The sequence below is a fragment of the Burkholderia sp. MSMB1498 genome, assembly GCF_001526245.1.
Classification (GTDB): Bacteria; Pseudomonadota; Gammaproteobacteria; order Burkholderiales; family Burkholderiaceae; genus Burkholderia; species Burkholderia savannae.
Window position 1 is genome coordinate 73,436 of the sequence record NZ_LOYJ01000111.1, and the last position, 26,607, is coordinate 100,042.

Here is a 26,607-nt window from a genome sequence, read left to right on the forward strand (position 1 = left end):
GCTTGGCGTCGATCGGTCAGGAGGCGGCCGGCTCGGCGGCGACTTCGCGCACGTTCACGGCCGATGCGGGCAGCGGATCGTGCGGGCGGGTCTCCAGCCAGAAGCGGTACAGCAGGTTCTTCGCGGTCTCGAGCCGATACGCGCTCGTCGCGCGCATGTCGGTGAGCGGCGCATAGTCGCTCTCGAGCGCGCGCATCGCGGCGAGCGCGGCGGCCTCGTCCCAGACGGCGTTCTCGAGCGCGCGCTCCGCGTGCGGCGCGCGCTTCGGCGTCGCGGCCATCCCGCCGAACGCGACGCGCGGCGCGCGAATCGCGTCGCCGTCGGCGATGAACGCGAACGCCGCGCAAACGGCCGAGATGTCGGAATCGAAGCGCTTCGACACCTTGTACGTGCGAAAGCGCAGGTTCGCGCGCGCGCCGGTGCGCTTCGGCACCTTCAGCGCGGCGACGAACTCGTGCCCGGCCATGTCCGTCTTCTGGTAGCCGAGATACAGATCCTCGAGCGGCAGCTCGCGCACGGCCTCGCCGCCGCGCAGCACGACGCGCGCGCCGAGCGCGATGAGGCCGGGCATCGAATCGCCGATCGGCGAGCCGTTCGCGACGTTGCCGCCCATCGTGCCCGCGTTGCGGATCGGCAGCGACGCGAAGCGCTTCCACATCTCCGTCAGTTCCGGGTAGTGCGCGGCGAGCGCCGCGTACGCGGCCTCCACCGTCGCGCCCGCGCCGATCTCGATCCACTCGTCGCGCTCGACGATCCGGCGCAGCTCGCCCACCTGGCCGACGTAGATCACGTCGCCCAGCTCGCGCAACTGCTTGGTCACCCACAGGCCGATGTCGGTGCTGCCCGCTAGCACGCGCGCGGCCGGTTTGTCGGCCTTCAGCCGCGCGAGCGCGTCGAGCGTGCGCGGCGCGTCGAACGACTGGCCCGCGTGCTCGTAGTGGAACGTGTCGTCGCGGCGCAGCGACGCGAGCGTGCGCGCGAGCGCGGCGACGTCGACGCTCGCCTTCGGCGGCGGCGCGTCGAACATCCGCACGGCCGCGTCGACGATCGGCCGGTAGCCGGTGCAACGGCACAGATTGCCCGTCAGCGCGTCGGCGATCTCGGCGCGCGACGGCGTCGTCCGGCCCGTGCGCGACGCTTCGTGCCCGTGCGTCTCGTACAGCGCCCACATCGACATCGCGAAGCCCGGCGTGCAGAAGCCGCACTGCGAGCCGTGGCATTCGACGAGCGCGTCCTGCACCGGATGCAGCGTGCCGTCCGGCTGGCGCAGATCCTCGACCGTGAAGAGCGCGCGGCCGTCGAGCGTCGGCAGGAACTGGATGCACGCGTTGACCGCCTTGAAATCGACGCCGCCCGCGTCGTTCAGCTCGCCGACGACGACCGTGCACGCGCCGCAGTCGCCTTCCGCGCAGCCTTCCTTCGTGCCGGTGCAACGCGCGTCCTCGCGCAGATACTGAAGCACCGTGCGGGTGACGTTCGCGCCGCCGATTTCGCGGATCGCCTGACGATGGTAGAAACGGATCGGCTCACTCATGTTGCGTCGTTCTCGAAAATGGGGACACGCCCGGACGGCGGCGGCGCGCGCCGTGCTCAAGCGGCGCGCGCACCGCCGCCGTCGGCGTCTTCGTCATATTTCGCACGCTATCACCGTCAAATTCCGGAACCCATAGCCGAGCGCGCATGCGGCTTATATCGCTGCGACGATATGCCGCTTTGCACACCGTTTAACTAAGCGGTACATGCAAGAAAACCGGTTCCATGTAAAAATTCGGCTTTCGCATCAAATGGATGCGCGTCTTCGTTCCGTCCCCCAATGTCCGCCGATTCCGCCCCCTCCCCGCGCAGCGCGTTCGCGACGACGCTGCAGATCGTTTCCGTCGTTTCGTTTACGTTCGTCTGCTACCTGACGATCGGCCTGCCGCTCGCGGTGCTGCCCGGCTTCGTCCATGACGAGCTCGGCTTTTCCGCGATCATCGCGGGCGCGGCGATCAGCGTGCAGTACTTCGCGACGCTCGCGTCGCGGCCGCTCGCCGGACGCTTCGCGGACACGCTCGGCCCGAAGCGCACCGTGCTGCGCGGGCTCGCCGCATGCGGCGCGAGCGGCGCGCTGCTGCTGTCCGCCTTCGCATTCGTGCGCTGGCCGGCCGCGAGCATCGCGCTGCTCGTCGCGAGCCGGCTCGTGCTCGGCGTCGGGGAAAGCCTCGTCGGCACGGGCGCGATCCTGTGGGGAATCGGCCGCGTCGGCACCGCGAACAACGCGCGGGTGATCTCGTGGAACGGCATCGCGACGTACGGCGCGCTCGCGATCGGCGCGCCCGTCGGCGTCGCGATCTCGCATGCGCTGATTCCCGCCGTGCTCGGCGTGCTCGTGATCGCGCTCGCGGCGCTCGGCTATTACCTCGCCCGGCTGATCGCGCCCGTGCCGCTCGTGCATGGCGAGCGGATGTCGTACGCGAGCGTGTTCACCCGCGTGCTGCCGCACGGCCTCGGCCTCGCGCTCGGCTCGGCCGGCTTCGGCTCGATCGCGACGTTCATCACGCTCTACTACGCGGAGCGCCACTGGCCGAACGCGGCGCTGTCGCTGACCGTGTTCGGCATGCTCTTCATCGGCGCGCGCCTGCTGTTCGCGAACACGATCAAGACGCACGGCGGGTTCCGCGTCGCGATCGTGTCGTTCGCGTTCGAATCGGCGGGCCTGCTGATGTTGTGGCTCGCGCCCGTGCCGCACGTCGCGCTCGTCGGCGCGGCGCTGACGGGCTTCGGCTTCGCGCTGATCTTCCCGGCGCTCGGCGTCGAGGCGGTCGCGCTCGTGCCGCCCGCGAGCCGCGGCGCGGCGCTGTCCGCGTATTCGGTGTTCCTCGATCTGTCGCTCGGGATCACGGGGCCGCTCGCCGGCTACGTCGCGGGCGCGTTCGGCTATCCGCAGGTGTTCCTGTGCGCGGCCGTCGCGGCGGCGGCGGGCGTCGCGCTGTCGACGGTGCTGTATCAGCGGCAGGCGCGCTTGTCCGGCAGCGGCGCGGCGGCCTGAACGCCTGCCGCGCGGCGCTCGACCGGACGAAGGGCCGGCCGCGACTCGACCATAGAGCGAGAAAACCAAGAAGCCGCCCGCGCATCTCGGGCGGCTTTGTTTCATGCGACCATCGCGCCTTCGCGCAAGCGAGCTTGCGGGCCGCCGGGGGGTGTTGGCCTAGCCGCTGCGTCGGCCCGTCGCGATGCGCGAGCGCGCCCGCGAGTGATGAATCGAATGGAAACGGCGGCCGGTGGCTAGCAGGCTGCTGAAATTCTCTCGCGAGGACTACGGCTGAAAATTTCCGCCCTCGTAAAACGCTCTACAAGCCGCTCGCGCGACTTCGGGAAGAGGTAGACGACCCGCGAAACCGTCTGCGAGCCCCCCCTTCAAAGTAGTTTTTCAACAGCCTGCCAGAGGCTCGCGATTGAGTGGCGATTAACGATCGACGGCGGCTGATCGTCGGTGGGCGCACCGACTGTCGGCAGGCTTGAACGACTGGCGTTTAGTTGTTGGGCGATTGGCGACAATCGCGGTTGGCGGTCGGCGGTCGGCGGTCGGCGGTCGGCGGTCGGCGGTCGGCGGTCGGCGGTCGGCGGCGCAACAGTATCCGTCGCAGACGACTTCGACCGCACGCACCGCGCCGCCGTCCCCGCATCGGATGCACCGCACGGACCGCGCGCCGCACGGTGCGCCGCCCGTTCAGGCGGCTCGCACGAAGAGCCGCCGCGTCAGATCGAACGCGACCAGATTCCCGGCGACGACGAGCATCAACCCGAGCACCGCGAGCGACGACCATCGATATCCCTCGAACACGGTCGATACGGCGAGCGCGACGATCGGAAACAGCACCGTGCAATAGGCCGCGCGTTCCGGCCCGATCCGGCCGACGAGGGTCAGGTACGCGGTGAACCCGATCACCGAGCCGGGCACCGCGAGATAGACGAGCGCGCCGAGATAGCGCGGACTCGTGTCGATCGCGAGCGGCAGCCCGGCCGCGACGCTGCCGACGGTCACGATCGTCGCGCCGATCAGCATCGCCCAGCCGTTGGTCGCGAGCGGATGAAGTCCCATCGACTGCATGCGGCTCGACAGCAGATTGCCCGCCGAGAAGCACATCGTGCCCGCAAACGCGATCGCGAGGCCGATCCAGGTCGCGCGATCGTCGACGTGCCCCGCCATCTGCTGCCAGAACAGGCACGCGATGCCCGCCAGGCCGAGCAGCGCGCCGGCAACCGCGGACGGCCGCAGCGGCCGCCCCATGAACACGCGTCCGTTGATCGAGTTCAGCAGCGGCGCGGTCGAGAACACCACGGCGACGAGGCCGCTCGGCACGACCTGCTCCGCATAGTAGAAGCACAGGAAATTGAGACAGAAGAGCGCGAGGCCCTGCGCGGCGAGATAGCGCCACGCTTCGCGCGGCGGCCGGACCGGCCGGCGCATCACGCGCAACAGCACGAACATCGCCGCCGCCGCGAGCCAGAAGCGCCACGCGATCGACACGGGCGGCGGCACGCTGCCGAGCTGCCATTTGATCGCGATCCAGGTGGTGCCCCAGATCAGCACGGTGACGACGTAAAGCGACAGATTCATGGCGGATTCGAAAGCAGAAACGGAATCGGATTCGGAAACACGATTCCGACTATGCCGCCGCGCATCCGGCGCCGATTGTCTGGAATTGCGGTCATTTGCACCTGGGCGGGCCGTGCACGCGCGCGCACGCTTATACTCGCCCCATCATGCATACGCCCTCCACGCCTGCGCTCGATGCGCGCCTGTCCGTGCCCGCCGCCGATTTCGTCGGCGACGAGGTGCCGTTCGGCCTGCAGTCCGTCTGCCGGACGCTCGCCGAGGCGAACGCGACGCTCGAACGCTTCGCATGGCTCGGCGATCACCTCGCGATCGCCGAGTGGACGCGCATCACTGAGGAAAGCGAAACGGTCTACGCGCAGCCCGGCCATCACACGCTGTCGTGCTATCTGGACGGCGGCTACCGCACCGAGCGGCAGAAGGTCGCGCGCTACGGCGCGCCGAGCCTGCTCTGCGCGCTGCCTGGCGATCATGAGTCGCGCTGGTGGGTGCGCGGCGAAATGCATTTCGTCCACCTGTACTTCCTGCCGGAGCACTTCGCGCAGCGCGCGATCCGCGAGCTCGACCGCGAGCCGCGCGAGCTGAAGCTCGCCGATCGCACGTATTTCGAGGATGCGCGCGTCGCCGCGCTATGCCGCTCGCTCGCGCTCGAGCGCTGGGACGACGCCGACGGCCGGCTGCGCGTGAACGAAACCTCGCACGAAGTGCTGAGCCTGCTGTTGCGCGGGCAAAGCATGACGTGCGCCGACACGCCGTTCAAGGGCGGGCTCGCGCCGGCCGTGCGCCGCCGCGTGCGCGACTACATCGACACGTACCTGACGCAGCCGATGACGCTCGGCGAGCTCGCGGCGCTCGCATCGCTGTCCGAATACCACTTCTCGCGCATGTTCCGCGTATCGTTCGGCCGTGCGCCGCACGCGTGGATCGCGCAACAGCGCCTCGTTCGCGCGCGCACGCTGCTGCGCGCGACGTCGCTGCCGCTCGCGCAGGTCGCCGCGCGGTGCGGCTACGCGAACGCCGCGCACTTCAGCCACCGCTTCCGCGATGCGCACGGCGCGACGCCGGGCGAGTACCGCCGGGCGATGCAGGCCGCATAGCCGGCCCGGACATCCCCGCGCGTCGCGTCACTCGCCGCGCCCCGACAGCGCCTGCTCGAGCGCCGAGACGCCCGCCGGCAGATCGACGGGCGCCTTCAGATCGATCATCGTGCGGCCGAACGCGTGCAGCGTGCGGAACAGATTGTGCTCGCGGCATTGCTCGCCCATCTGGCCGATGCGCACGATCGGCAGGCCGAACGAGCCCGAAATCTCGACCTGGTACTGCTTCGAGATGTGTCCGCAGATGAGCCCCGGCGTGAGCCCGTCCGGCACGGCGATGCCGACCACCGAGTTCAGCCGGCACGACTCGGGCGCGTAAAGCTCGAGCCCCATTCCGGTGATGCCCGCCTGCAGCGCGAGCGAGCAGCGCAGATGCCGCGCGTAGCGGTTCTCGAGCGTCTCCGCGCAGACGAGCCGCAACGCCTCGTGCAGCGCGAGCACGCCGGACACGGGCGCCGTGTAGTGATAACCGGCGTTGTGCCAAAAGTTCTCGGCGAGCGCCATGTCGAGGCACCAGTGCGTGTTCGGCGCCGGGCGGCTCTTCATCCGCTCCCACGCGGCGTCGGAGAACGCGATCAGCGACACGCCCGGAATCGACGACAGCCCCTTCTGCCCGCCCGTGATCACCGCGTCGATGCCCCACGCGTCCATGTCGAGCGGCATCGTCGACAGCGTGCAGACGGCGTCGACGACGACGAGCGCGCCCGCCGCCTTCGCGATCGTCGCGATTGCCTTCAGATGGCGGTTCCACACCGTGTTCGACGTCTCGCCGTGGACGATCGTGACGATCTCCGGGCGCTCGCGCGCGATCGCGTCGGCGATCTCGTCGAGGCTCGCCACGGCGCGATCTGGCACGTCGATCGACGCGACGCTCGCGCCGACGCGCGTCGCCATCTCGGCCATCCGCGCGCTGAAGAAGCCGTTCTTGACCGACAGCACCCGGGTGCCGGGCCACGCGAGATTCGAGATCGCCATCTCCATCGCCGCGGAACCGGGGCCCGCGACGCCCAGCACCCACTTCGTGCGCGTCTGGAACACGTAGCGGGCCATTTCCTTCACCTGCTCGATGATCTTCGCCATCGTCGCGCCCAGGTGATTGATCACGATCGTGTTCGCCTTCGCCACCGCCGCCGGGATCGGCACGGGGCCCGCGCCCATCATGAGGAGCGGTTCTTCGGGCAGAATCGCGTCGAGCGGGACGACGACGGGACAGGGAATCGGCGAATGATCGGTCGTGGACATGAGCTGAGCGGAACAACGGGTTGAGAATACGGTGATCGATCGATCATTCCGCGAACCGTTGCAATACGCAAGTGTTTTGATCGACGCGAGCTTCGGATGGGCGCGACGGCGGCGGCGGGCAGCGCGGCGACGCATCCTGCCGGCCCGCTTCGCCCGCGCACCTGCGTTGCCGCGAGCCGGCCGCGGCCGCCCCGGGGGCGCGGCGAACCGGGTTCGCCGCTCGCCGCGCCCGCCGTCGCCCGCGGTCGTCGACGGCCCGCCTGCGACGCATCAGCACTTGACGCCCGCCGCGGCCCGCCTTTCTTCTTATTCGGCCGCCGGCGCTTTTCTCGCGCGACGCCCCCGGAAAATTCCCACCCGCGCCGTCCGAATAGGCCAAATCGTCATCAAATCCGCCTCCCACTAAATCGAAAAATCATTTTTTGCAACCCGAACCGTCAAGCTTTTCGAAAAAGCTTGCATTAACCATTCGATGCGATGCAGCAAATTTATTTGTTCCGCGCCGGAAAAGAACCTTAGACCGCATTGCAATCCGCTCACAAAAATCCCCGGAAAAATGCTCGAACGGCGTGCGCCGCACGGCGCTGCGCACTCCGAACCAGCGGAGTACCGTACTGGAAACGGTACCGCGCCGGCCGCGCCGCGCGGACGCCTCGCAGGGATTAAAACTGTCGCATTCGTCGAATATCATCGGCGCAAATCTCGGAATCGGTTCACACCCCGCAAATAGGGATCGCCGATCCCAACGACCGATTTATTACATTCGAGATGAAATAATTATTTAGTTGACTGATGCACTCAGCTTATTGAACAATTTGCCCAGCCTTCGATGATTCGATATTTAAGACAAGTTCTGTGCTGATCCGACAGCCGGCGGCTTGCCATGATCGAAGGCGAAAAACACAACATAATCATTTAATGGGCCAACGAAAGCTATGAACCAAATCCAGACCATGCGTGTTTTCGTATGTGTTGCAGAACTGCAGAGCTTCCGGCGAGCGGCGCGGAAACTCGGCGTATCGAATGCGCTCGTCACGCGTTCGATCGCGATGCTCGAGACACATCTGAACACGCGCCTCATCCATCGCACGACGCGCAATCTGTCGCTGACGGAAGCGGGCATCCGCTACCTCGACGGCTGCCGGGCGCTGCTCGAGGAGTTCGATCAGCTCGAGGCATCCGTCGAGCGGGCGGTTCATGAGCCCGTCGGCACGTTGCGCGTCGCCGTGTCCGGGTTGCTGTCGCCCGGCCGGGTCACGCCCCTCGTCGACAGCTACCGGCGTCAGTACCCGAAGGTCCGCGTGCAGCTGACGCTGACCGAAGGGCCGCTCGACGTGATCGAAGCCGGCTACGACGCCGGCCTCGTCACGGGCGGCCGCCTCGACGGCAACCCGGCGCTGATCGGCCATCCGCTGATGCCGAACACGCTCGCGCTGTGCGCCGCGCCTTCATACATCGAACGGCACGGCGCGCCGCACCGGCCCGACGATCTCGTCCGCCATGCGTGCATCGCGCTGCCGGCCGACCAGCACTCGTCGACCTGGCGCTTCGTCGATCCGGACCATTTCACGCACGTCGTGTCGCTGCAGCCCGTCTACACGGTCAACAGCGCATCGATGGTGCGCGCGGCGACGCTCGCCGGCACCGGCATCTCGGTGCTGCCGGAAAGCTACATCGCCGACGCGCTGGAAAGCGGCGAGCTCGTGCGGATTCTCGGCGACTACCGGATCGACGATCCCGACACGCAGCTGTCGATCGTCTATCCGAACCGCCAGTTCCTGCCGGCGCGCACCCGCAGCTTCGTCGAGCACGCGCTGTACCACCTCGGCGGCCAGAAGACCGAGACGAACGGCCACTACTTCATGCGCGAGGCCGGCACGGCGAAGCGCCCCGACGTCGTCACGGGGCTCCAGTGACGCTCGGCTGAAGTAAACTAATGCGCACCCTTTACCGGAGGCAAAGCGTGCGCGTGATTCTTTTCAGCAGCCGGCAGTACGACCACGATTCGTTCGATGCCGCCAACCAGTCGTTCGGCTACCGGCTGCATTTCCAGCCTTCCCATCTCGACGCGGAGACGGCGATCCTCGCGCGCGGCTACGAGGTCGTCTGCCCGTTCGTCAACGACACCCTCGACGCCGCCGTGCTCGAGGCGCTCGCCGCGGGCGGCACGCGCCTCATCGCGCTGCGCTCGGCGGGCTTCAACCATGTCGACCTCGCGGCGGCGGCCCGGCTCGGGCTCATCGTCGTGCGCGTGCCCGCCTACTCGCCGCATGCGGTCGCCGAGCACGCGGTCGCGCTGATCCTCGCGCTCAACCGCCGCCTGCCGCGCGCCGTCGCGCGCACCCGCGAAGGCGACTTCTCGCTGAACGGGCTGCTCGGCTTCGATCTCTTCGGCAAGACGGTCGGCGTAATCGGCACGGGCCTTATCGGCAGCGTGTTCGCGCGGATCGTGGCGGGCTTCGGAATGCGCGTGCTCGCGCATTCGCTGCCGCCGCACGACGACGCGCTGATCGCGCTCGGCGTGCGCTACGTGCCGCTCGAGCAGTTGCTCGCCGAATCGGACATCGTGAGCCTGCACTGCCCGCTGATGCCCGCCACCCATCACCTGATCGACGCCGGCGCGCTCGCCCGGATGAAGCCGGGCGCGATGCTGATCAACACGAGCCGCGGCGGCCTCGTCGACACGCAGGCGCTGATCGACGCGCTGAAGACGGGCCAGCTCGGGCATCTCGGGCTCGACGTCTACGAGGAGGAAAGCGGGCTCTTCTTCGAAGACCATTCGGATCGCCCGCTGCAGGACGACGTGCTCGCGCGGCTGCTCACGTTCCCGAACGTGATCGTCACGTCGCACCAGGCGTTCTTCACGCGCGAGGCGCTCGCGGAGATCGCGCATACGACGCTGTCGAACATCCGCGCATGGCAGGACGGCGCGCCGCGAAACGTCGTCGACGCGGTGCAGCAGGGCTGACGGCGAGCGGGGGCGGACGCGCCGTGGGCAGTGCGGCGTAGGCCGTATGGGCCTTGGATCTTGGGCCTTGGGCCTTGCGCCTTGGGCCTTGCGCCTCACGCCGTGGGCCGCGGACCTTGCGTCGTGCTCCGGCACGCCGATTCGGCGGGTCGGGCCCCGTCGGCTAAACCCCTTATTGGCGCGCCGCGCGAGTCTGCTATCGTTGCGGCGATTCTTCGCCTCCACCCGTTTCGCCAGTTCACCATGCGTTTCGACGAACCCGCGATCGCCGCCGTCTACCGGGCGATCTTCGAGCGGCGCGACATGCGCCATTTCACGTCCGCCCCGGTCGATCCCGCCGTTCTCGCGCGCCTGCTGCGCGCCGCGCATCACGCGCCGAGCGTCGGCTTCATGCAGCCGTGGCGCTTCATCCGCGTGACCGACCCCGCGCTTCGCGAGCGCATTCACGCACTCGTCGACGCCGAGCGCCGCGCGACCGCCGACGCGCTCGGCGAGCGGCACGACGAATTCATGCGGCTGAAGGTCGAAGGCGTGCGCGAATGCGGCGAGCTCCTCGTCGCCGCGCTCGCCGACGGGCGCGAGCGGCACGTGTTCGGCCGCCGCACGCTGCCGGAGATGGATCTCGCGTCGGCCGCTTGCGCGATCCAGAACATGTGGCTCGCCGCGCGCGCCGAGGGGCTCGGGATGGGCTGGGTGTCGCTCTTCGACGTCGACGCGCTACGCCGGCTGCTCGCGATGCCCGACGGCGCGAAGCCGATCGCCGTGCTATGCCTCGGCCACGTCGACGCGTTCTACGCGAAGCCGATGCTCGAGGAAGAGCGGTGGGCCACGCGGATGCCGCTCGAGGAATGCCTGTACGAGAACGGCTGGGACACCGCGCCGACGCCTGCGCGCAACACCTGATCAGGCCCTAAACACAGGGGTTTTCCCTGAGATAAAATCGCGGCTGTCCCGCTCGCTTCCATCGGCGCGCCGCATCCCGCGGCGCCGGAGGCGGCGGCCCTCCCGCGAGTCGTCCATGCCGCTGCCCCTCTTCGCCCTTGCCGTTGCCGCGTTTGGTATCGGTACCACCGAGTTCGTCATCATGGGCCTCCTGCCGAACGTCGCGCGCGACCTAGGCGTGTCGATTCCGGCGGCGGGCATGCTCGTGTCCGGCTACGCGCTCGGCGTGACGATCGGCGCGCCGATTCTCGCCGTCGTCACCGCGAAGATGCCGCGCAAGGCGGCGCTGCTTTCGCTCATCGGCGTGTTCATCGTCGGCAACCTGTTTTGCGCGATCGCGCCCGGCTACACGGCGCTGATGATCGCGCGCGTCGTCACCGCGTTCTGCCACGGCGCGTTCTTCGGCATCGGCTCGGTCGTGGCGAGCAGCCTCGTCGCGCCGAACAAGCGCGCGCAGGCGATCGCGCTGATGTTCACCGGCCTCACGCTCGCGAACGTGCTCGGCGTGCCGCTCGGCACCGCGCTCGGCCAGGCGTTCGGCTGGCGCGCGACGTTCTGGGCCGTCACCGGCATCGGCGCGCTCGCGGCAGCAGCGCTCGCCGTCTGCGTGCCGAAGCGCCTCGCGATGCCCGCCGCCGGCATCGCGCGCGAATTCGGCGTGCTGCGCAATCCGCAGGTGCTGATGGTGCTCGGCATCAGCGTGCTCGCGTCGGCGAGCCTCTTCACCGTGTTCACGTACATCACGCCGATCCTCGAGGACGTGACGGGCTTCACGCCGCACGACGTCACGCTCGTGCTGCTGCTCTTCGGCCTCGGCCTGACGGTCGGCGGCACCGTCGGCGGCAAGCTCGCCGACTGGCGGCGGATGCCGTCGCTCGTCGCGACGCTCGCGGCGATCGGCGTCGTGCTCGCCGCGTTCGCGGGCACGATGCGTACGCCACTGCCCGCGCTCGTGACGATCTTCGCGTGGGGCGTGCTCGCGTTCGCGATCGTGCCGCCGCTGCAGATCCTGATCGTCGACCGCGCGAGCCACGCGCCGAATCTCGCGTCGACGCTCAACCAGGGCGCGTTCAATCTCGGCAACGCGCTCGGCGCGTGGCTCGGCGGCACCGCGATCCACGCGGGCGTGCCGCTCGCGAAGCTGCCGTGGGCGGGCGCCGTGCTCGCGATGGCGGCGCTCGCGCTCACGCTGTGGTCGGCGTCGCTCGAACGGCGCGCGGTGCCGGGGCCGGCCGAATGCGCCTGATGCGCGGAGCGCGCGAGGCAGCGATTCGCTGCGCGGCGCGCCCGCGCGCCGGTCGTGTGACGAACGGCGCGCGGCAGGCCGGATGATGCGCCGCCGGCAACGGATCGATCGCCCCGTTGAATCGCGCTCGACGAACGGCGCGCTGCCGATCGACGTGGCCGTCGGCCGCGCGACGTGATCGCATGCGCGGCGCGCCGGTCCGGCTTGGGCGATTGGCTCGCCGCGCAAGCGAACGTCGACGCATCGAAAGGCGCGAATCGCGTCGCGCCGTCAAGCATCGGGCATTTCCGCTTTTCGCCGAAGTCTCGTATCACACGCGGCCTAGGTTGGGCTCCGCGCATTCGAATGCCGGTCGGCTGGCGTGCGCGACTCGCACCGCGCCGCCGCGCAGCGAGCATCCCGCTTTTCGCCGAAGTCTCGTATCACGCGCGGCTCCCGGTTGGGCTCCGCGCATTCGAATGCCGGTCGGCCGGCGTGCGCGACTCGCACCGCGCCGCCGCGCGTCGGACATTTGCGCTTTTTCGCATATGCCGAGAATGCCGCGCGTCGCGTGCGATCATCGGCCCGGTACGGCATGCGTGAATCGGGCAGGCGCCGCCGTCCGTCCATACGACCGCGCGACACACGGCCGGCGCAGCATCGAGCCCGGCTGCCTCCACCACGCACGCTCCGCCTCCGCGCAGCCCCGGCATCGGCATCGGCATCGGCATCGGCATCGGCGTCGCCGCGTCGCGCGGCACGCATCTCGATGGAGCGATTCCGCTCCCCGGTGTAGCATCACGGCCGTCATGAAAACGATCCTCACCCGCGATTTTCTCGCGCTCATTCTCAGCGTCGCCGTCGTCGGCCTCGGCACGGGCGCCACCCTCCCCCTCACCGCGCTCGCGCTCACCGAGGCGGGCCACGGCACCAACATCGTCGGCATGCTGACCGCCGCGCAGGCGGGCGGCGGCCTCGTCGTCGTGCCGTTCGTGTCGGCGATCACGAAGCGCTTCGGCGGACGGCAAGTGATCGTCGCGTCGGTGCTCATGCTCGCCGCGGCGACCATCCTGATGCAGTTCACGTCGAGCCTCGCCGTCTGGGGCGTGCTGCGCGTCGTCTGCGGCGCCGCGTTGATGCTGCTCTTCACGATCGGCGAAGCGTGGGTCAACCAGCTCGCCGACGATGCGACGCGCGGGCGCGTCGTCGCGATCTACGCGACGAATTTCACGCTGTTCCAGATGGCGGGCCCCGTGCTCGTCAGCCAGATCGCCGGGATGACGAACGTGCGTTTCGCGCTGAGCGGCGCGCTTTTCCTGCTCGCCTTGCCGTCGCTCGCGTCGATCCGCAAGACGCCTGTCGGCGACGAGCCGCATCACGAGGCGCACGACCGCTGGACGCGCGTGATGCCGAAGATGCCCGCGCTCGTCATCGGCACCGCGTTTTTCGCGCTGTTCGACACGCTCGCCCTCTCGCTGCTGCCGCTCTTCGCGATGGAGCGCGGCGTCGCGAGCGGAACGGCCGTGCTGCTCGCGGCGATCCTGCTGTTCGGCGACACCGCGATGCAATTCCCGATCGGCTGGCTCGCCGACAAGCTCGGCCGAGAGCGCGTGCATATCGGCGCGGGTTGCGTCGTGCTCGCGCTGCTGCCGCTGTTGCCCGTCGTCGTCGCGACGCCGTGGCTCTGCTGGCCGCTCCTCTTCGTGCTCGGCGCGGCGGCGGGCAGCGTCTACACGCTGTCGCTCGTCGCGTGCGGCGAGCGCTTCCGCGGCTCGGCGCTCGTGACGGCGAGCTCGCTCGTGTCCGCGTCGTGGAGCGCGGCGAGCTTCGGCGGACCGCTCGTCGCCGGCGCGCTGATGGAGCAGCTCGGCGGCGATGCGCTGGTCGGCGTGCTGATCGTGTCGGCGCTCGCGTTTATCGTCGCCGCGCTTTGGGAGCGACGAACGTTGCCGATGCACGCGGCTCGGCAGGAGCGGTGACGCAAATCGGAACTGCGGACGTTCGCGGCCGCGAGTCCGCTGTCGTCAGCGAAAGAATGGACGAGTGCGCATGGTCGCTCGGGATTTGGCAATGTCTTGCGCGGTTTGAAACTTCTCGCTTCCGGCGTTCGAATGCTGAATGCTGAATGCTGAATGCTGAATGCTGAATGCTGAATGCTGAATGCTGAATGCTGAATGCTGAATGCCGAGCCGAGCCGAGCAACGCACGGTGCAGAATACCTTGTGCCAAGCTCCAACTTCGGAATTTGCAATTTCCGACATCGAGCTCTTGGCTTCTGGCTTCTGGCTTCTGGCTTCTGGCTTCTGGCTTCTGGCTTCTGGCTTCTGGCTTCGAGGTTCGAGGTTCGAGGTTCGAGGTTCGAGGTTCGAAATTCGAAATTCGAAATTCGAAATTCGAAGCATACGACGCATGAAGCGCCGCGCATGACGCAGCAAACGACATCCCGCCACCGCGTTGCAACGCCCCCTCCGCCCGGACACCGGACCGCCCCGACGCACCCGCCCAAACGACACGGGCGCTTGCAGCACCGAAGCCGCAAGCGCCCGATTCGACCGCTCGCACAGCCCGCCCCGCGACACTGCTCGCCGGGCGGCACGACCGTCTCCCCTCACTACGCTGTCACCCCTTCGACGCCGGCAGAATCTTCCCGACGCACGTCCCGAAGCCGACGCGATACCCGTCGCCCTGGCACCAGCCGGCGAGCGTCAGCTCGTCGCCGTCCTCGATGAACGCGCGCACGCCGCCGCTCGCGAGCGCGACGGGCTCCTTGCCGTTCCACGTCAGCTCGAGCAGGCTGCCGAACGAATCCTTCGTCGGCCCGCTGATCGTGCCCGAGCCCATCAGGTCGCCGACCCGCGTGTTGCAGCCCGACACCGTGTGATGCGCGAGCTGCTGCGCCATCGTCCAGTACATGTGCTTGAAGTTCGTGCGCGAGATCGTCGTCGCGCCGGCCGCGCCTTCCGGCTTCAGCCGCACTTCGAGTTCGACGTCGAACGCATGCTCGCCGCCGTGGCGCAGATACGCGAGCGGCTCCGGCGCCTGCTTCGGCTGCTCGGTGCGGAACGGCTCGAGCGCGTCGAGCGTGACGATCCACGGCGAGATCGACGTCGCGAACGTCTTCGCGTTGAACGGCCCGAGCGGCACGTATTCCCATTGCTGGATGTCGCGCGCGCTCCAGTCGTTCAGGAGCACCACGCCGAAAATGTGCGACTCCGCGTCCTCGCACGCGATCGGCTCGCCGAGCGCGCTGCCGCGGCCGACGATGAAGCCCGTCTCGAGCTCGATATCGAGCTTGCGGCACGCGCCGAACACCGGGCGGTCGCTGTCCGGCAGCTTCAGTTGCCCGTTCGGCCGGCGCACCGGCGTACCGCTCACGACGACCGACGACGCGCGGCCGTTGTAGCCGATCGGCATCTCGGACCAGTTCGGCAACAGCGCGTTCTTCGGATCGCGAAACATCGAGCCGACGTTCGTCGCGTGTTCCTTCGACGAATAAAAATCGGTGTAGCCGGGAATGTCGACGGGCAGATGGAGGGTCGCGTCGCGCTGCGCGACGAGCGCGCGCGCGCGCAACGCAGCGTCGTCGCGCAGCCGCGCGCAGCCGCACTCGAAAAGGGCGCTCAGCTGGACGCGCACGCTGCGCCACGCATCGCGGCCGAGCGCGATGAAATCGTTGAGCGCCGGCCGCTCGAACACGGCCGCCCCGCCCTCCACCGTCAACAGGCCCGCGCGCGCGAGCTCGGCGAGATCGACGATCGCATCGCCGAGCGCGACGCCCGCGCGCTTCTCCGGATGGCGCGCATCGCTGAAGATGCCGAACGGCAGGTTCTGGATCGGAAAATCGCACGCGGCGTCGTTCGCCGCGTCGAGCCAGCTCTTGCGCGAAGGATCGAGGCTCGCGCGCAGTTCGTCGGGGGTAGCGCTCATCGTTGCTCCGGATTGAAGTGCTTCTTGAGGCCTTGCCAGCATTCGAAGTAATTCGCCTGCAGTTGCGCGGTGTCGAGAGCGAAGCGCGTCGGGCGAATCAGCGTGCGGGTCTCGAACATGAACGCCATCGTATCGCCGACCTTGTTCGGCTTCGACGTGTCGATCGCCGACGCCTTCTCGAACGTGTCCGCATCCGGCCCGTGGCCCGACATGCAGTTGTGCAGGCTCGCGCCGCCCGGCACGAAGCCTTCCGCCTTCGCGTCGTACGCGCCGTGCACGAGCCCCATGAATTCGCTCGCGACGTTGCGGTGGAACCACGGCGGGCGGAACGTGTCCTCGGCCGCGAGCCAGCGCGGCGGGAAGATCACGAAGTCGATCGCATCGACGCCCGGCGTGTCGCTTTGCGACTGCAGCACGAGGAAGATCGACGGATCGGGATGGTCGTAGCTGATCGAGCCGATCGTGTTGAAGTGACGCAGATCGTACTTGTACGGCGCGTAGTTGCCGTGCCACGCGACGACGTCGAACGGCGAATGATCGATGTCCGCGCGCCAGAGCCGGCCGTTGAGCTTCGCGACGAGTTCGAACGCGCCTTCGCGGTCTTCGTACGACGCTCTCGGCGCGAGAAAGTCACGCGGATTCGCCAGCCCGTTCGAGCCGATCGGCCCGAGGTCCGGCAGCCGCAGCAGCGCGCCGAAGTTCTCGCAAACATAGCCGCGCGCGTGCCCATCCGGCAGCGCGACCGCAAAGCGCACGCCGCGCGGAATCACCGCGATCTCGAACGGCTCGACGTCGAGGCGGCCGAGCTCCGTCATGATGAAAAGCCGCCCTTCCTGCGGCACGATCAAGAGCTCGCCGTCCGCGCTGTAAAAGAAGCGCTCGCGCATCGAGCGGTTCGCCGCGTACAGGTGGATCGCGCAGCCGCTCATCGCGGCGGCCGAGCCGTTGCCCGCCATCGTCACCCAGCCGTCGACGAAATCGGTCGACTGCGCGGGCATCGGCAGCGGGTCCCAGCGCAACTGGTTCGGCGGAGTCGGCGGCACGTCGTCCGAATCGCCGAAGTCGGCGACGATCCGGCGCTCGCCGGACACGAGCTCGAACGGCCGATGCACGGCGGCGGGCCGGATTCGGTACAGCCACGACCGGCGGTTGTGACCGCGCGGCGCGGTGAACGCGGTGCCGGACAACTGCTCCGCATAAAGCCCGTACGGCGCGCGCTGCGGCGAGTTGCGCGCGTGCGGCAGCGCGCCCGGCAGCGCCTCGGTCGCGAATTCGTTCGCGAAGCCGCTCTGGTAGCCGGCTTCGCCCGGTTTCGATAAATCCAGTGTCATGATTGTCGTTCTCTCCATTCAAGCGACGTTCGGCGCGGCCGCGCCGCGCCGCCGCGTCACGCTCGCGAGGCCGATCACGAGGACGGCCGAGCACAGCACCGGCACGGCCGCCGCGTGGAACAGCGCGTCGTTCGACCAGCCGAGCGCGATCAGTTGCCCGCCGACGAGCGGCCCGAGCACGGAGCCGGCGCGGCCCACGCCGAGACTCCAGCCGATGCCCGTCGAGCGCAGCGACGTCGGGTAATAATGGCCCGCGAGCGCGTTGACCGCGGGCTGTCCGCCGACGACGCAAAAGCCGCCGACGAACACGGCTGCGAGCAGCCAGACGAACGCATGCGCGACCGAGCCGATCATGCCGACCGCGATCGTCGCGCACGCGAAGCACGCGAACAGCACGCGCATGAAGCCGTGCCGTTCGATGAACCAGCCGAGCGACAGCGTGCCGATCACGCCGCCCGTCTGCAGCACCGTGCCGACGATGACGGCCGTGCCGCTTGCGTAGCCCGCGTCGCGCATCACGGTCGGCAGCCAGTTCGACAGGAAATACAGGTCGATCAGGTTCATGAAGTTGATCGCCCACAGCAACAGCGTGACGCCCGCGCGCCCCGCGCGGAACAGTTCGGCAACGGGCGCGCCCTTCGGCGCCGCCTCGCGCACGACGAGCCGCGTGTCGGGCGGCACGGCGAGTTGCGGCGCGAACCTCGCGAGCCACGCGCGCGCCGCTTCGTGCCGGCCCCGCAGCACGAGCAGTTGCGGCGATTCCGGCAGGCGAGCGGCCATCGCGGCCGCAAGCGCGAGCGGCACCGCGCCGCCGACGAAGAACACCGCGCGCCAGCCGAACGCCGGAATCAGCGCGGCGCTGACGAAGCCGCCCAGCGCCGCGCCGGCCGTGAAGCCGCACGACACGATCATCATCCGCTTCACGCGGTGCACGCCCGGGCTGCATTCGCCGACGAGCGCCATCGCATTCGGCATGATGCAGCCGAGCCCGAGGCCCGTCACGAAGCGCAGCGCGATCAGCATCGGGATCGACGTCGCGAACGGCGTCGCGAGCATCGTAAGCGCGAAGAACAGCGTCGCGCCGATCAGCACCGGCCGCCGGCCGATGCGATCGGCGAGCACCGACAGGCCGAGCGCGCCGAGCAGCATGCCGAACAGGCTCGCGCTGAAGACGGGCCCGAGCGCCTGCTTCTTCACGCCCCACTCGGCGATCACGCTCGGCGCGACGTAGCCCATCGCCTGCGCATCGAAGCCGTCGATCACGAGACACAGCCCGCAGAGCGCGAGCAGCATCGCGTGAAACGCGGGCCGATGCATGTCGTCGATCACGCGCTCGATTTCGAGCACGCGCGCGCCGGCCGCCGCCGTCATTGCAGCGCCGGCGCGCCGGGCGCGCCGTCGAGCGTGGCCGCGCCGCTGCGCGCGAGCGCCATCGCCTCGCGCAGCACGTCGAGATCGCCGACCTGGTTCGCGAGCAGCAGGATCAGCTTCGCGTTGACGATCTGGCTCTCGCTGTCGGGCAGGTCGCGGTGCATGTCGATCAGCGCCTCGTAGAACGCGTCCGGATCGGATAGACGCAAGCGGGTGTCGAGGTGCATCGTGTGTCTCCTGGTCTCGGTCGGTAGCTGGTTCGGTCACGCGTTGCAGATCGCGCGGGCGAGCGCCGCGCGCACCGCGCCCGCGTCCGCCGTGCGAAAGCGCGCGCACACGTGCTGGTCCGGGCGCAGCAGATAGAACGTGCCGGGATGCGCGTCGTAGCGCTGCGCGGCGAGCCCTTCGCTGTCCTCGATCACGTCGACGCCCGCCACCGCGCGCGCGCCGCCCTTCGGCACGACGAGCACGGGCGCGACGGGCAGCGCGTGGCCGCGCGTCGCGTCGACGAGCGCGGGCGCGTCGCCGATCGAGCCGAACAGCAGGCCGACGAAGCCGCCTTTCAGATGCTGCAGCAGCCAGCCGGGCTCGCCGTCCGCGAGCACGGGCGCATCCGGCGCGACAGCGCCCGGAACCGGCGCGCGCTCGAACGTGTCGCCCGCCTGATCGGGTGTGTTGAGCCGCGAGTCGGCGAGCACGGCGGGCACCGACAGCCGGCCGCTGTTGACGAGCTTGCGCGCGAATTCGCAGTCGCGCGCGAGCTTGAGCGTCGCGTCGCGGAACACGCGCGAGATCGGGCTCTTCGGCGTGATGAAATCGGTCGAGCGCGTCGAATTGCGGATATTCTCGTCGGCCGCGAATTCGCGCTCGCGCGCATACGTGTCGAGCAGGCGATCCGGCGCGCGGCCGTCGAGCACGAGCTTCAGCTTCCATGCGAGGTTGTCGGCGTCCTGCACGCCGCTGTTCGCGCCGCGCGCGCCGAACGGCGACACGCCGTGCGCGGAATCGCCCGCGAACAGCACGCGGCCGTGGCGGAAGCTGTCCATCCGCTGGCAGCGGAACGTGTAGACGCTCACCCATTCGAGCTCGAACTCGACGTTCGGCCCGAGCAGCGCGCGCACGCGCGGAATCACGCGCTCCGGCGCCTTCTCGGCGACGGGATCGGCGTCCCAGCCGAGCTGAAAATCGATGCGCCACACATCGTCCGGCTGCCGGTGCAGCAGCACCGACTGATTGCGATGGAACGGCGGATCGAACCAGAACCAGCGCTCGGCCGGAAACGGCGCGCTCATCTTCACGTCGGCGATCAGGAAGCGGTCCTTGAACGTGCGGCCGCGGCTGTCGAGGCCCATCATCGCACGCAGCGGGCTCTTCGAGCCGTCGGCCGCGATCACGTAGCGCGCGCGCAGCGTGTACGGCCCGTCCGGCGTGTCGACGTCGAGCTCCGCGTGATCGGGCGTCTGCCGGATGCCCGTCACGCGGCTCTTCCAGCGCAGGTCGAGGTTCGGCAGCTCGAGCGCGCGCTCGGCCAGATAGCCTTCGACGTAGTACTGCTGCAGATTGACGAACGCGGGCCGCGCGTGCCCCACTTCCGGCAGCAGATCGAACGCGTAGATCAGCTCGTCCTGCAGGAACACCTTGCCGACGTGCCAGCCCACGCCCTTCTGCGCGACCCGCTCGCCGCAGCCGAGGCGATCGAAGATCTCGAGCGTGCGCTTCGCGAAGCAGATCGCGCGCGAGCCGCTCGACAGCGTGTCGTCGTCGTCGAGCAGCACGACGGGCACGCCCTGCTGCGCGAGATCGATCGCGGCCGCGAGCCCGACGGGCCCCGCGCCGACGACGACGGCCGGATGCGGCTCGCCTTCGTCCGCACCGGCCGCGCGCGGGCGATAGTCGAACTTCAGCGTCTGATAATCGATGGTCATGATGCCGCCCGCCACGCTCAGCCTTCGAGGGTGTGCCACATTTCCTTGTCGCGCTCGGCCGTCCAGATCCGCGGGTCCGGATGCTGCGTGGCCTCGTCGAACGCGCGCGTCACGTCGAACGGCATGCAGTGATCGAAAATCACCCAGTCGCCGAACTTCGGCTTGAGCGCCGCGTACGTTTCCTTGTAGATCGCGTTCAGGTCCTTGCCCGACGCCGCGCCCGACTTCACCTTCGCGTACAGCTCGCTCACGAACGCGCGCGTGCCGGCGAGCCCGTCCGCGACTTCCTCGCGCGTCTTCAGCGCCGCGCCGCGGCCCGGCACGAGCTTCTCGGGCTCGAGCGCCGCGATCGCGTCGAGCGTCGCCGGCCAGTCCTGGAAGTACGCGTCGCCCGCGTACGGCGTCGCGCCGTACTCGACGAGGTCGCCCGACAGCAGCACCTTCTCCTGCGGCAGCCAGACGACCGTGTCGCCCTTCGTGTGCCCGCGCCCGAGCTGCATGATCTTCACTTCGAGCTTGCCGAGCCGGAGCGTCATCTCGCCCTTGAACGTGAGCGTCGGCCACGTGAGGCCGGGCACCGATTCGACCGAGCGGAACAGGCGCGGAAAGCGCTCGATCTCGCTCTTCATGTCGGCCGCGCCGCGCTCGACGATGAGCTCGTACGTGTCCTGGCTCGCGATCACGTGGTCGGCGCCGTACGCGGATGCGCCCAGCACGCGCACCGCGTGATAGTGCGTGAGCAGCACGTACTTGATCGGCTTGTCGGTGACTTCGCGGATTCGGCGGATTACGTCCTCGGCCATTACGGGCGTCGCCTGCGTGTCGGCGACGAGCACCGCGTCGTCGCCGATGATGATCCCCGTGTTCGGATCGCCTTGCGCCGTATACGCGTACGCATGCTCGGACAGGCGCTCGAACGTCACCTGCTTCTCGGTCAGGTCCGCCTGCGATGCAAATTTCTTGTCACCCGCCATCTGTCGCTCCTTGCTCCGTATTGAGGGATGCGCCGCTTTTGTCGGACAAGCCGCGCGTTCGAATGCTTGATCTGCGTCAATATTGCGATTTACGAATAGTAAAACCAATTACGATTAGTGAAATCAATGTATACCCTAACCGCCAGCGCGGAACCGATATCGATATGAGCAATTCACGCAGCCAATCACGCGCGGCGCTGCTACTATCGTTCGTATGCGGCGGCCGTTTCGGCCGCCTTTCTTCCTTCCGGAGTCCATGGTTCCGCCCACCATTCCCGAGCTCGTCGCCCGCGCGGGCAAGCTGCCGTTCCTGTGCGACCACCTCGCGCTCGAGGACGGCGCGCAAAGCGCGTACGCGCACCTTCGCGACCTGAGGCTGGCGAGCGTCTACGAGCCGATCTACGACGTGTCGATGCCGGGTGCGCCGCAATCGACGTCGCTCACCGACGCGATCGAGCGCTACGGCGACGAACTGGGTTTCCAGGCGGTCACGTACCTGGGCGGCGCGCCGTTCGATCCGATCGACGCCGTCGCCGACGATCAGGAGCTCGTCGCGCTCGACCGGCTCGCGCGCAGCCTGCACGCGATCAACTTCTTCGGCGCGCAGCGGCACGGGCTGCTGTTCCTGCGCGTGCACGAGCGGCTGTTGAAGAGCGTCAAGTACGACCACGGCAAGCACTTCTCGACGGTGCTCAAGGGGTTCGGGCTGCCGCCCGAGCGCGTCGTGATCGAGCTGCCGGCCGCGGCCGTCGCGCACAAGACGTTCCTCGGCTATCTGACGAAGAGTTATCAGCACTACGGCTTCAAGGTCGCCGACAAGCTGCCCGATCCGGGGCGCATCCTCGCCGTCGAGTCGGACATGGCGCGGCCGGACTACATCAAGATGGATGCGGCGATCGCGCTGCGCGAAGGGATGGTGAAGGCGCTCGTCGGCTATGCGCAGCGCGTGCGCATTCCGCTCATCTTCGATCACGTCGTCGACGAAACGCAGTTCGAGCTGCTGCGTCAGTACGACGTGCGGCTCGTGCAAGGGCCGGTGTTCTCGCAGCCGGCCGCGGTCTGACGGAGGCGGCCGCGTACGGCGCGCCGTGCGCCGCGCGGAACGAGCACGCCGCGGGCAAGATTGCGCGGCGCGATGCCGCGCCGGGCGGCGTGCGAGGAATCGGGGCGACGCGGTCGCCGCCACCGCCGGGCGCCGGTCACGCCTCGCGTTTCCCGACACGCGCGATGACACCTCCGTGATTGTCGCGTCGCGGCCGCGCATCGGTGCATCGGTGCATCGGCCGCCGCGATCGGGGCGAGGCGATTGCCGACCGCGCGAAGCATAAGCGTCGGCTTTCCCGACGCGCGCGACGCATGCGCCGCATTTGCGTCGCGACGCGCGCATTTCGCAATGCCTGGGGTCTGCATCGCCATCGCTCGGCAACGCCCGCGCAACGCCGGCTCAATGGTCGCCGTCGTCGCGCACCGCCAGATCGCCCGCCACTTCGAGCCCCGGAATACGGCTCGCGTACCACGTGTGCGCTTTCGGCCGAATCACCGACGGATCGTCGAGCGTCGCGTAGTTGACCTCGACCGTCGTGGGCGCATCCGAGCGCCGATATTCGAGCTGCGCGCCGCACTGCGCGCAAAAGCGCCGCTCGCCCCACGCGCTCGACGCAAACACGCGCGGCGCGCCCTTCACATACTCGAACGCGCCGATCGGCACCGTCGCCCATGCGAGCACGGCGGCGCCCGTCGTCCGCTGGCACAGCCGACAATGGCAGAAACCCGCGTCGGCGGGCACGCCGGCGATCCGGTAACGAATCGCGCCGCACGCGCACCCGCCTTCCAACGATTCCGAGCCCGGCATCACGGACATCCTGTTCACGTTGCACCTGAACGGTGCGATAGAAAGCGGGGTCTACGATACAACCGATCGCGCCAGGCTGTCGCGTTGCATCGAAGTGCGCGGCGGCGCGTCGAAATGCGGAAAGCAAGCGTTGGAATGCGCAGCGCCGAATGACCATGCCGCATTACATCATGCGCCAGCGCGCGGCCGGACGGCGCGCGGCGGCGCGCCTGCGCGCGACTCAGCCCAGTTGCCCGAGCCGCCGCGCGAGCGCCTTCAGCTTCGGGCCGACCCGGTTGCGAAACACGTCCTCGCTCATCGACGACGCCGGCCCGCTGCAGCTCAGAATCAGCCAGCGCCCTTCGCGCGGCTCGCGAAACGGCACCGCGACCGCGTTCACGTCCCCGTGCCAATCGCGAAACGAGTAGCAGCAGCCGTCGACGGCGAATTCGCCCACCGCGCGCTCCGCCGCCTCGACGAGCGCCGCCCCCGCCCGCCCCTTCCCCGCCGTCTTGCGCAGCTCGGCGAAGAGCGCGGCGCGCGCGTCGGGCGGCTGCACGGCGAGATACGCGCGCCCCATCGAGCTCGTCAGCATCGACAGCCGCGACCCCGACGCGAGCCCGAGCGTCAGCGCCGTCTCGCTGCGGATCGTCTCGAGGTAGATCATGTCGAGGCCGTCGCGGCAGCCGAGCGACACCGCCGCGCCGATCTCGCGCGCGAGCGCCTGCATGTGCGGCCGCGCGAGCGCGAGCGTGTCGGAGCCCGCGAGCAGCGCATAGCCGAGCGACAGCACGCCCGCGTCGAGCGCGTACTTGCCGAGCGCGTCGTCGTAGCGCAGATAGCCGAGCACGGTGAGCGTGTACGCGAGCCGGTTGACGGTCGCCTTCGGCAGCCCGGTCCGCTCGGCGAAGTCGCGGTTGCCGAGCATCGTTTCGCCGGGCCTGAACGCACGCAGCAGATCCAGCCCCCGCGCGAGGGCGACGACGAACTTGCGTTCGTCGAGCGTGTCGGCATCGATGGTCGAAAAATTCATGCGGTGATACACTGGGTTCAATTTGCAAAACATTGTTCCGCACAGCGGAACTATAGTCAAGTGAGGAGATGACGAGATGGCTGCCGCAACCTTTCATTGGGACGATCCGCTGCTGCTTGCCCAGCAGCTCGGCGACGACGAGCGCATGGTGCGCGACGCCGCGAACGCCTACGCGCAGGACAAGCTCGCGCCGCGCGTGACGCAGGCGTTCCGCCACGAAACCACCGATACGGCGATCTTCCGCGAGATGGGCGAGCTCGGCCTTCTCGGCCCGACGATCCCCGAACAGTACGGCGGCCCCGGTCTCGGCTATGTGAGCTACGGCCTGATCGCGCGCGAGGTCGAGCGCGTCGATTCGGGCTATCGGTCGATGATGTCGGTGCAGTCGTCGCTCGTGATGGTGCCGATCTTCGAATTCGGCTCCGACGCTCAGAAGGAAAAGTACCTGCCGAAGCTCGCCACGGGCGAATGGATCGGCTGCTTCGGCCTGACCGAGCCGAACCACGGCTCCGATCCGGGCGGCATGGTCACGCGCGCGAAGAAGGTGCCGGGCGGCTACTCGCTGTCTGGCTCGAAGATGTGGATCACGAATTCGCCGATCGCCGACGTGTTCGTCGTCTGGGCGAAGCTCGACGAGGACGGCCGCGACGAAATTCGCGGATTCATTCTCGAGAAGGGCTGGAAGGGCCTGTCGGCGCCCGCGATCCACGGCAAGGTGGGGCTGCGCGCGTCGATCACGGGCGAGATCGTGCTCGATGAAGCGTTCGTGCCCGAAGAGAACATCCTGCCGGGCGTGAAGGGCCTGCGCGGCCCGTTCACGTGCCTGAACTCGGCGCGCTACGGCATCGCATGGGGCGCACTCGGCGCGGCCGAATCGTGCTGGCACACCGCGCGCCAGTACGTGCTCGATCGCAAGCAGTTCGGCCGGCCGCTCGCCGCCAACCAGTTGATCCAGAAGAAGCTCGCCGACATGCAGACCGAAATCACGCTCGGCCTGCAAGGGGTGCTGCGGCTCGGCCGGATGAAGGACGAAGGCACGGCGGCCGTCGAGATCACGTCGATCATGAAGCGCAACTCGTGCGGCAAGGCGCTCGACATCGCCCGCCTCGCGCGCGACATGCTGGGCGGCAACGGCATCTCGGACGAATTCGGCGTCGCGCGCCATCTCGTGAATCTCGAGGTGGTGAATACGTACGAAGGCACGCACGACATCCACGCGCTGATTCTCGGCCGCGCGCAAACGGGCATTCAGGCGTTCTTCTGAGCCTCGCGCATACGCGATCCGGGCCGGCTTTGCGCTTTGCGCTTTGGCCGACGCCCGCGCCGCCGAGGCCCGCGCGCATTGCGCGGCAGCCACGCGCCGGCCGGGGCCTCCGGATCGCTTCGGTGTCGCCGCAAACGAAAAAGCCCCGGCACGCTCGCCGGGGCTTTTTCGTCACATGACAGTCACGCCGCGAAAACGCGCGGCGCGCACGCCGCTCACTTGTTCGGCTGCGGCGTCAGGCGCAGGTACGGACGCACCGCCTTGAAGCCCTTCGGGAAGCGCTGCTTCAGCTCTTCCGGGTCCTGCAGCGACGGCACGATCACGACGTCGTCGCCATCCTTCCAGTTGCCGGGCGTCGCGACCTTGTAGTTGTCGGTCAATTGCAGCGAGTCGATGACGCGCAGCACTTCGTCGAAATTGCGGCCGGTGCTTGCCGGGTAGGTGATGATGAGGCGCACCTTCTTGTTCGGGTCGATCACGAATAGCGAGCGCACGGTGAGCGTCTCGTTCGCGTTCGGATGAATCATGTCGTACAGCTCGGAAACCTTGCGGTCGCCGTCGGCGATGATCGGGAAGCCGACGCTCGTCGCCTGGGTCTCGTTGATGTCGTCGATCCAGCCCTTGTGCGACTCGACGCTGTCGACCGACAGCGCAATCACCTTCACGTTGCGCTTCTCGAATTCGCCCTTGAGCTTCGCGGTCAGGCCGAGCTCCGTCGTGCAGACGGGCGTGTAGTCGGCCGGATGCGAGAACAGGACGCCCCAACTGTTGCCGAGCCATCCATGGAATTTGATGCGACCGAGGCTCGAATCCTGCTCGAAATCCGGCGCGGTGTCGCCAAGACGTAGACTCATGTTGCAGCTCCTTGAACTTGCATGGG

Annotated in this window: 24 protein-coding genes; 10 read left to right on the forward strand and 14 right to left on the reverse strand. The window is 68.5% G+C overall.

Going from position 1 to position 26,607, the window contains the following annotated elements; all coding sequences use genetic code 11:
- Nucleotides 1-16: 16 nt before the first annotated feature.
- A complete protein-coding gene (gene xdhA, locus WS91_RS25355; protein WP_059671254.1) occupies nucleotides 17-1,534 on the reverse strand; it encodes a xanthine dehydrogenase small subunit in 1,518 nt (505 codons plus the stop codon).
- Here xdhA and WS91_RS38045 point away from each other — a divergent pair.
- On the forward strand, nucleotides 1,508-1,732 hold the full coding sequence (locus tag WS91_RS38045) for a hypothetical protein (RefSeq protein WP_081989932.1): 225 nt from the start codon (nucleotides 1,508-1,510) through the stop codon (nucleotides 1,730-1,732). The genes xdhA and WS91_RS38045 overlap by 27 nt on opposite strands.
- Nucleotides 1,733-1,813: 81 nt before the next feature.
- A complete protein-coding gene (locus WS91_RS25360; RefSeq protein ID WP_059671255.1) occupies nucleotides 1,814-3,028 on the forward strand; it encodes an MFS transporter in 1,215 nt (404 codons plus the stop codon).
- Between the two features lie 681 nt (nucleotides 3,029-3,709).
- On the opposite strand, the gene WS91_RS25365 is transcribed toward WS91_RS25360, so the two are convergent.
- Nucleotides 3,710-4,600, reverse strand: coding sequence for a DMT family transporter (locus WS91_RS25365; RefSeq protein WP_038753424.1), 891 nt, complete (start codon nucleotides 4,598-4,600; stop codon nucleotides 3,710-3,712).
- 146 nt (nucleotides 4,601-4,746) lie between these two features.
- On the opposite strand from WS91_RS25365, the gene WS91_RS25370 reads away from it, so the two are divergent.
- Complete coding sequence (locus WS91_RS25370) at nucleotides 4,747-5,694, forward strand: helix-turn-helix domain-containing protein (protein ID WP_038753468.1); 948 nt, start codon at nucleotides 4,747-4,749, stop codon at nucleotides 5,692-5,694.
- A gap of 27 nt (nucleotides 5,695-5,721) precedes the next feature.
- Here WS91_RS25370 and WS91_RS25375 read toward each other — a convergent pair whose 3' ends face one another.
- Together WS91_RS25375 and WS91_RS36345 are read right to left on the reverse strand one after the other, a co-directional pair.
- A complete protein-coding gene (locus WS91_RS25375; RefSeq protein WP_038753420.1) occupies nucleotides 5,722-6,936 on the reverse strand; it encodes a pyridoxal-phosphate-dependent aminotransferase family protein in 1,215 nt (404 codons plus the stop codon).
- Nucleotides 6,937-7,351: 415 nt separating this feature from the next.
- The gene (locus tag WS91_RS36345; RefSeq protein ID WP_156432494.1) at nucleotides 7,352-7,627 is read right to left on the reverse strand and encodes a hypothetical protein; all 276 of its coding nucleotides are present in this window, start codon (nucleotides 7,625-7,627) and stop codon (nucleotides 7,352-7,354) included.
- A 244-nt stretch (nucleotides 7,628-7,871) separates the two neighbouring features.
- Between WS91_RS36345 and WS91_RS25380 the strand changes: the two genes are divergently transcribed.
- The 5 genes from WS91_RS25380 to WS91_RS25405 all read left to right on the forward strand — a co-directional run bounded on the left by WS91_RS25380 (nucleotide 7,872) and on the right by WS91_RS25405 (nucleotide 14,050).
- A complete protein-coding gene (locus WS91_RS25380) occupies nucleotides 7,872-8,852 on the forward strand; it encodes a LysR family transcriptional regulator (RefSeq protein ID WP_010105992.1) in 981 nt (326 codons plus the stop codon).
- Nucleotides 8,853-8,899: 47 nt separating this feature from the next.
- Nucleotides 8,900-9,904: a 2-hydroxyacid dehydrogenase gene (locus tag WS91_RS25385; RefSeq protein WP_038753417.1), complete on the forward strand. Its 1,005-nt coding sequence runs from the start codon at nucleotides 8,900-8,902 to the stop codon at nucleotides 9,902-9,904.
- A gap of 243 nt (nucleotides 9,905-10,147) precedes the next feature.
- The gene (gene bluB, locus WS91_RS25390) at nucleotides 10,148-10,807 is read left to right on the forward strand and encodes a 5,6-dimethylbenzimidazole synthase (protein WP_059671256.1); all 660 of its coding nucleotides are present in this window, start codon (nucleotides 10,148-10,150) and stop codon (nucleotides 10,805-10,807) included.
- 115 nt (nucleotides 10,808-10,922) lie between these two features.
- The gene (locus WS91_RS25395; protein WP_059671257.1) at nucleotides 10,923-12,092 is read left to right on the forward strand and encodes an MFS transporter; all 1,170 of its coding nucleotides are present in this window, start codon (nucleotides 10,923-10,925) and stop codon (nucleotides 12,090-12,092) included.
- A 536-nt stretch (nucleotides 12,093-12,628) separates the two neighbouring features.
- A complete protein-coding gene (locus WS91_RS25405; RefSeq protein ID WP_331458338.1) occupies nucleotides 12,629-14,050 on the forward strand; it encodes an MFS transporter in 1,422 nt (473 codons plus the stop codon).
- 45 nt (nucleotides 14,051-14,095) lie between these two features.
- On the opposite strand, the gene WS91_RS36350 is transcribed toward WS91_RS25405, so the two are convergent.
- From WS91_RS36350 to WS91_RS25435, 7 genes are all read right to left on the reverse strand, one after another.
- Nucleotides 14,096-14,506 (reverse strand): hypothetical protein, encoded by a 411-nt coding sequence (locus WS91_RS36350; RefSeq protein WP_156432496.1) that lies wholly within the window; start codon nucleotides 14,504-14,506, stop codon nucleotides 14,096-14,098.
- Nucleotides 14,507-14,690: 184 nt separating this feature from the next.
- Nucleotides 14,691-15,998, reverse strand: a complete 1,308-nt coding sequence (gene fahA, locus WS91_RS25410) for a fumarylacetoacetase (RefSeq protein WP_059671258.1) — start codon at nucleotides 15,996-15,998, stop codon at nucleotides 14,691-14,693.
- Nucleotides 15,995-17,329, reverse strand: a complete 1,335-nt coding sequence (hmgA, locus tag WS91_RS25415; protein ID WP_059671259.1) for a homogentisate 1,2-dioxygenase — start codon at nucleotides 17,327-17,329, stop codon at nucleotides 15,995-15,997. Before hmgA ends, fahA begins: the two co-directional genes overlap by 4 nt.
- A gap of 18 nt (nucleotides 17,330-17,347) precedes the next feature.
- Nucleotides 17,348-18,700, reverse strand: a complete 1,353-nt coding sequence (locus WS91_RS25420; protein WP_059583523.1) for an MFS transporter — start codon at nucleotides 18,698-18,700, stop codon at nucleotides 17,348-17,350.
- Complete coding sequence (locus WS91_RS25425) at nucleotides 18,697-18,927, reverse strand: DUF2783 domain-containing protein (RefSeq protein ID WP_038753403.1); 231 nt, start codon at nucleotides 18,925-18,927, stop codon at nucleotides 18,697-18,699. The genes WS91_RS25420 and WS91_RS25425 overlap by 4 nt, the downstream gene beginning before the upstream one ends.
- Nucleotides 18,928-18,963: 36 nt before the next feature.
- Entirely contained in the window at nucleotides 18,964-20,625 is a 1,662-nt protein-coding gene (locus WS91_RS25430) for an FAD-dependent oxidoreductase (protein WP_059671295.1), read from the reverse strand.
- Nucleotides 20,626-20,642: 17 nt separating this feature from the next.
- Nucleotides 20,643-21,599 carry an MBL fold metallo-hydrolase gene (locus tag WS91_RS25435; protein ID WP_038753401.1) on the reverse strand — a complete coding sequence of 319 codons (957 nt, stop codon included), beginning with the start codon at nucleotides 21,597-21,599 and terminating at the stop codon, nucleotides 20,643-20,645.
- A 256-nt stretch (nucleotides 21,600-21,855) separates the two neighbouring features.
- Here WS91_RS25435 and WS91_RS25440 point away from each other — a divergent pair, with 256 nt between their 5' ends.
- Nucleotides 21,856-22,662: an EAL domain-containing protein gene (locus WS91_RS25440; RefSeq protein ID WP_038753400.1), complete on the forward strand. Its 807-nt coding sequence runs from the start codon at nucleotides 21,856-21,858 to the stop codon at nucleotides 22,660-22,662.
- Between the two features lie 381 nt (nucleotides 22,663-23,043).
- Here the strand turns inward: WS91_RS25440 and WS91_RS25445 are convergent, their stop codons facing one another.
- Nucleotides 23,044-23,451 carry a GFA family protein gene (locus WS91_RS25445; protein ID WP_038753461.1) on the reverse strand — a complete coding sequence of 136 codons (408 nt, stop codon included), beginning with the start codon at nucleotides 23,449-23,451 and terminating at the stop codon, nucleotides 23,044-23,046.
- 220 nt (nucleotides 23,452-23,671) lie between these two features.
- The gene (locus WS91_RS25450) at nucleotides 23,672-24,463 is read right to left on the reverse strand and encodes an IclR family transcriptional regulator (protein ID WP_059644410.1); all 792 of its coding nucleotides are present in this window, start codon (nucleotides 24,461-24,463) and stop codon (nucleotides 23,672-23,674) included.
- Nucleotides 24,464-24,539: 76 nt separating this feature from the next.
- Here WS91_RS25450 and WS91_RS25455 point away from each other — a divergent pair, with 76 nt between their 5' ends.
- On the forward strand, nucleotides 24,540-25,727 hold the full coding sequence (locus WS91_RS25455) for an acyl-CoA dehydrogenase (protein WP_038753398.1): 1,188 nt from the start codon (nucleotides 24,540-24,542) through the stop codon (nucleotides 25,725-25,727).
- 215 nt (nucleotides 25,728-25,942) lie between these two features.
- On the opposite strand, the gene WS91_RS25460 is transcribed toward WS91_RS25455, so the two are convergent.
- Nucleotides 25,943-26,581 (reverse strand): peroxiredoxin, encoded by a 639-nt coding sequence (locus WS91_RS25460; RefSeq protein WP_038753397.1) that lies wholly within the window; start codon nucleotides 26,579-26,581, stop codon nucleotides 25,943-25,945.
- Nucleotides 26,582-26,607 lie beyond the last annotated feature (26 nt).

Excerpts from the sequence above, each read along its gene's own strand:
- WS91_RS38045 (WP_081989932.1), top strand. The coding sequence starts at position 1,508 with ATGGTAGAAACGGATCGGCTCACTCATGTTGCGTCGTTCTCGAAAATG.
- xdhA (WP_059671254.1), bottom strand. The coding sequence starts at position 1,534 with ATGAGTGAGCCGATCCGTTTCTACCATCGTCAGGCGATCCGCGAAATC.
- WS91_RS25360 (WP_059671255.1), top strand. The coding sequence starts at position 1,814 with ATGTCCGCCGATTCCGCCCCCTCCCCGCGCAGCGCGTTCGCGACGACG.
- WS91_RS25365 (WP_038753424.1), bottom strand. The coding sequence starts at position 4,600 with ATGAATCTGTCGCTTTACGTCGTCACCGTGCTGATCTGGGGCACCACC.
- WS91_RS25370 (WP_038753468.1), top strand. The coding sequence starts at position 4,747 with ATGCATACGCCCTCCACGCCTGCGCTCGATGCGCGCCTGTCCGTGCCC.
- WS91_RS25375 (WP_038753420.1), bottom strand. The coding sequence starts at position 6,936 with ATGTCCACGACCGATCATTCGCCGATTCCCTGTCCCGTCGTCGTCCCG.
- WS91_RS36345 (WP_156432494.1), bottom strand. The coding sequence starts at position 7,627 with ATGATATTCGACGAATGCGACAGTTTTAATCCCTGCGAGGCGTCCGCG.
- WS91_RS25380 (WP_010105992.1), top strand. The coding sequence starts at position 7,872 with ATGAACCAAATCCAGACCATGCGTGTTTTCGTATGTGTTGCAGAACTG.
- bluB (WP_059671256.1), top strand. The coding sequence starts at position 10,148 with ATGCGTTTCGACGAACCCGCGATCGCCGCCGTCTACCGGGCGATCTTC.
- WS91_RS25395 (WP_059671257.1), top strand. The coding sequence starts at position 10,923 with ATGCCGCTGCCCCTCTTCGCCCTTGCCGTTGCCGCGTTTGGTATCGGT.
- WS91_RS25405 (WP_331458338.1), top strand. The coding sequence starts at position 12,629 with ATGCCGCGCGTCGCGTGCGATCATCGGCCCGGTACGGCATGCGTGAAT.
- fahA (WP_059671258.1), bottom strand. The coding sequence starts at position 15,998 with ATGAGCGCTACCCCCGACGAACTGCGCGCGAGCCTCGATCCTTCGCGC.
- hmgA (WP_059671259.1), bottom strand. The coding sequence starts at position 17,329 with ATGACACTGGATTTATCGAAACCGGGCGAAGCCGGCTACCAGAGCGGC.
- WS91_RS25420 (WP_059583523.1), bottom strand. The coding sequence starts at position 18,700 with ATGACGGCGGCGGCCGGCGCGCGCGTGCTCGAAATCGAGCGCGTGATC.
- WS91_RS25425 (WP_038753403.1), bottom strand. The coding sequence starts at position 18,927 with ATGCACCTCGACACCCGCTTGCGTCTATCCGATCCGGACGCGTTCTAC.
- WS91_RS25430 (WP_059671295.1), bottom strand. The coding sequence starts at position 20,625 with ATGACCATCGATTATCAGACGCTGAAGTTCGACTATCGCCCGCGCGCG.
- WS91_RS25435 (WP_038753401.1), bottom strand. The coding sequence starts at position 21,599 with ATGGCGGGTGACAAGAAATTTGCATCGCAGGCGGACCTGACCGAGAAG.
- WS91_RS25440 (WP_038753400.1), top strand. The coding sequence starts at position 21,856 with ATGGTTCCGCCCACCATTCCCGAGCTCGTCGCCCGCGCGGGCAAGCTG.
- WS91_RS25445 (WP_038753461.1), bottom strand. The coding sequence starts at position 23,451 with ATGCCGGGCTCGGAATCGTTGGAAGGCGGGTGCGCGTGCGGCGCGATT.
- WS91_RS25450 (WP_059644410.1), bottom strand. The coding sequence starts at position 24,463 with ATGAATTTTTCGACCATCGATGCCGACACGCTCGACGAACGCAAGTTC.
- WS91_RS25455 (WP_038753398.1), top strand. The coding sequence starts at position 24,540 with ATGGCTGCCGCAACCTTTCATTGGGACGATCCGCTGCTGCTTGCCCAG.
- WS91_RS25460 (WP_038753397.1), bottom strand. The coding sequence starts at position 26,581 with ATGAGTCTACGTCTTGGCGACACCGCGCCGGATTTCGAGCAGGATTCG.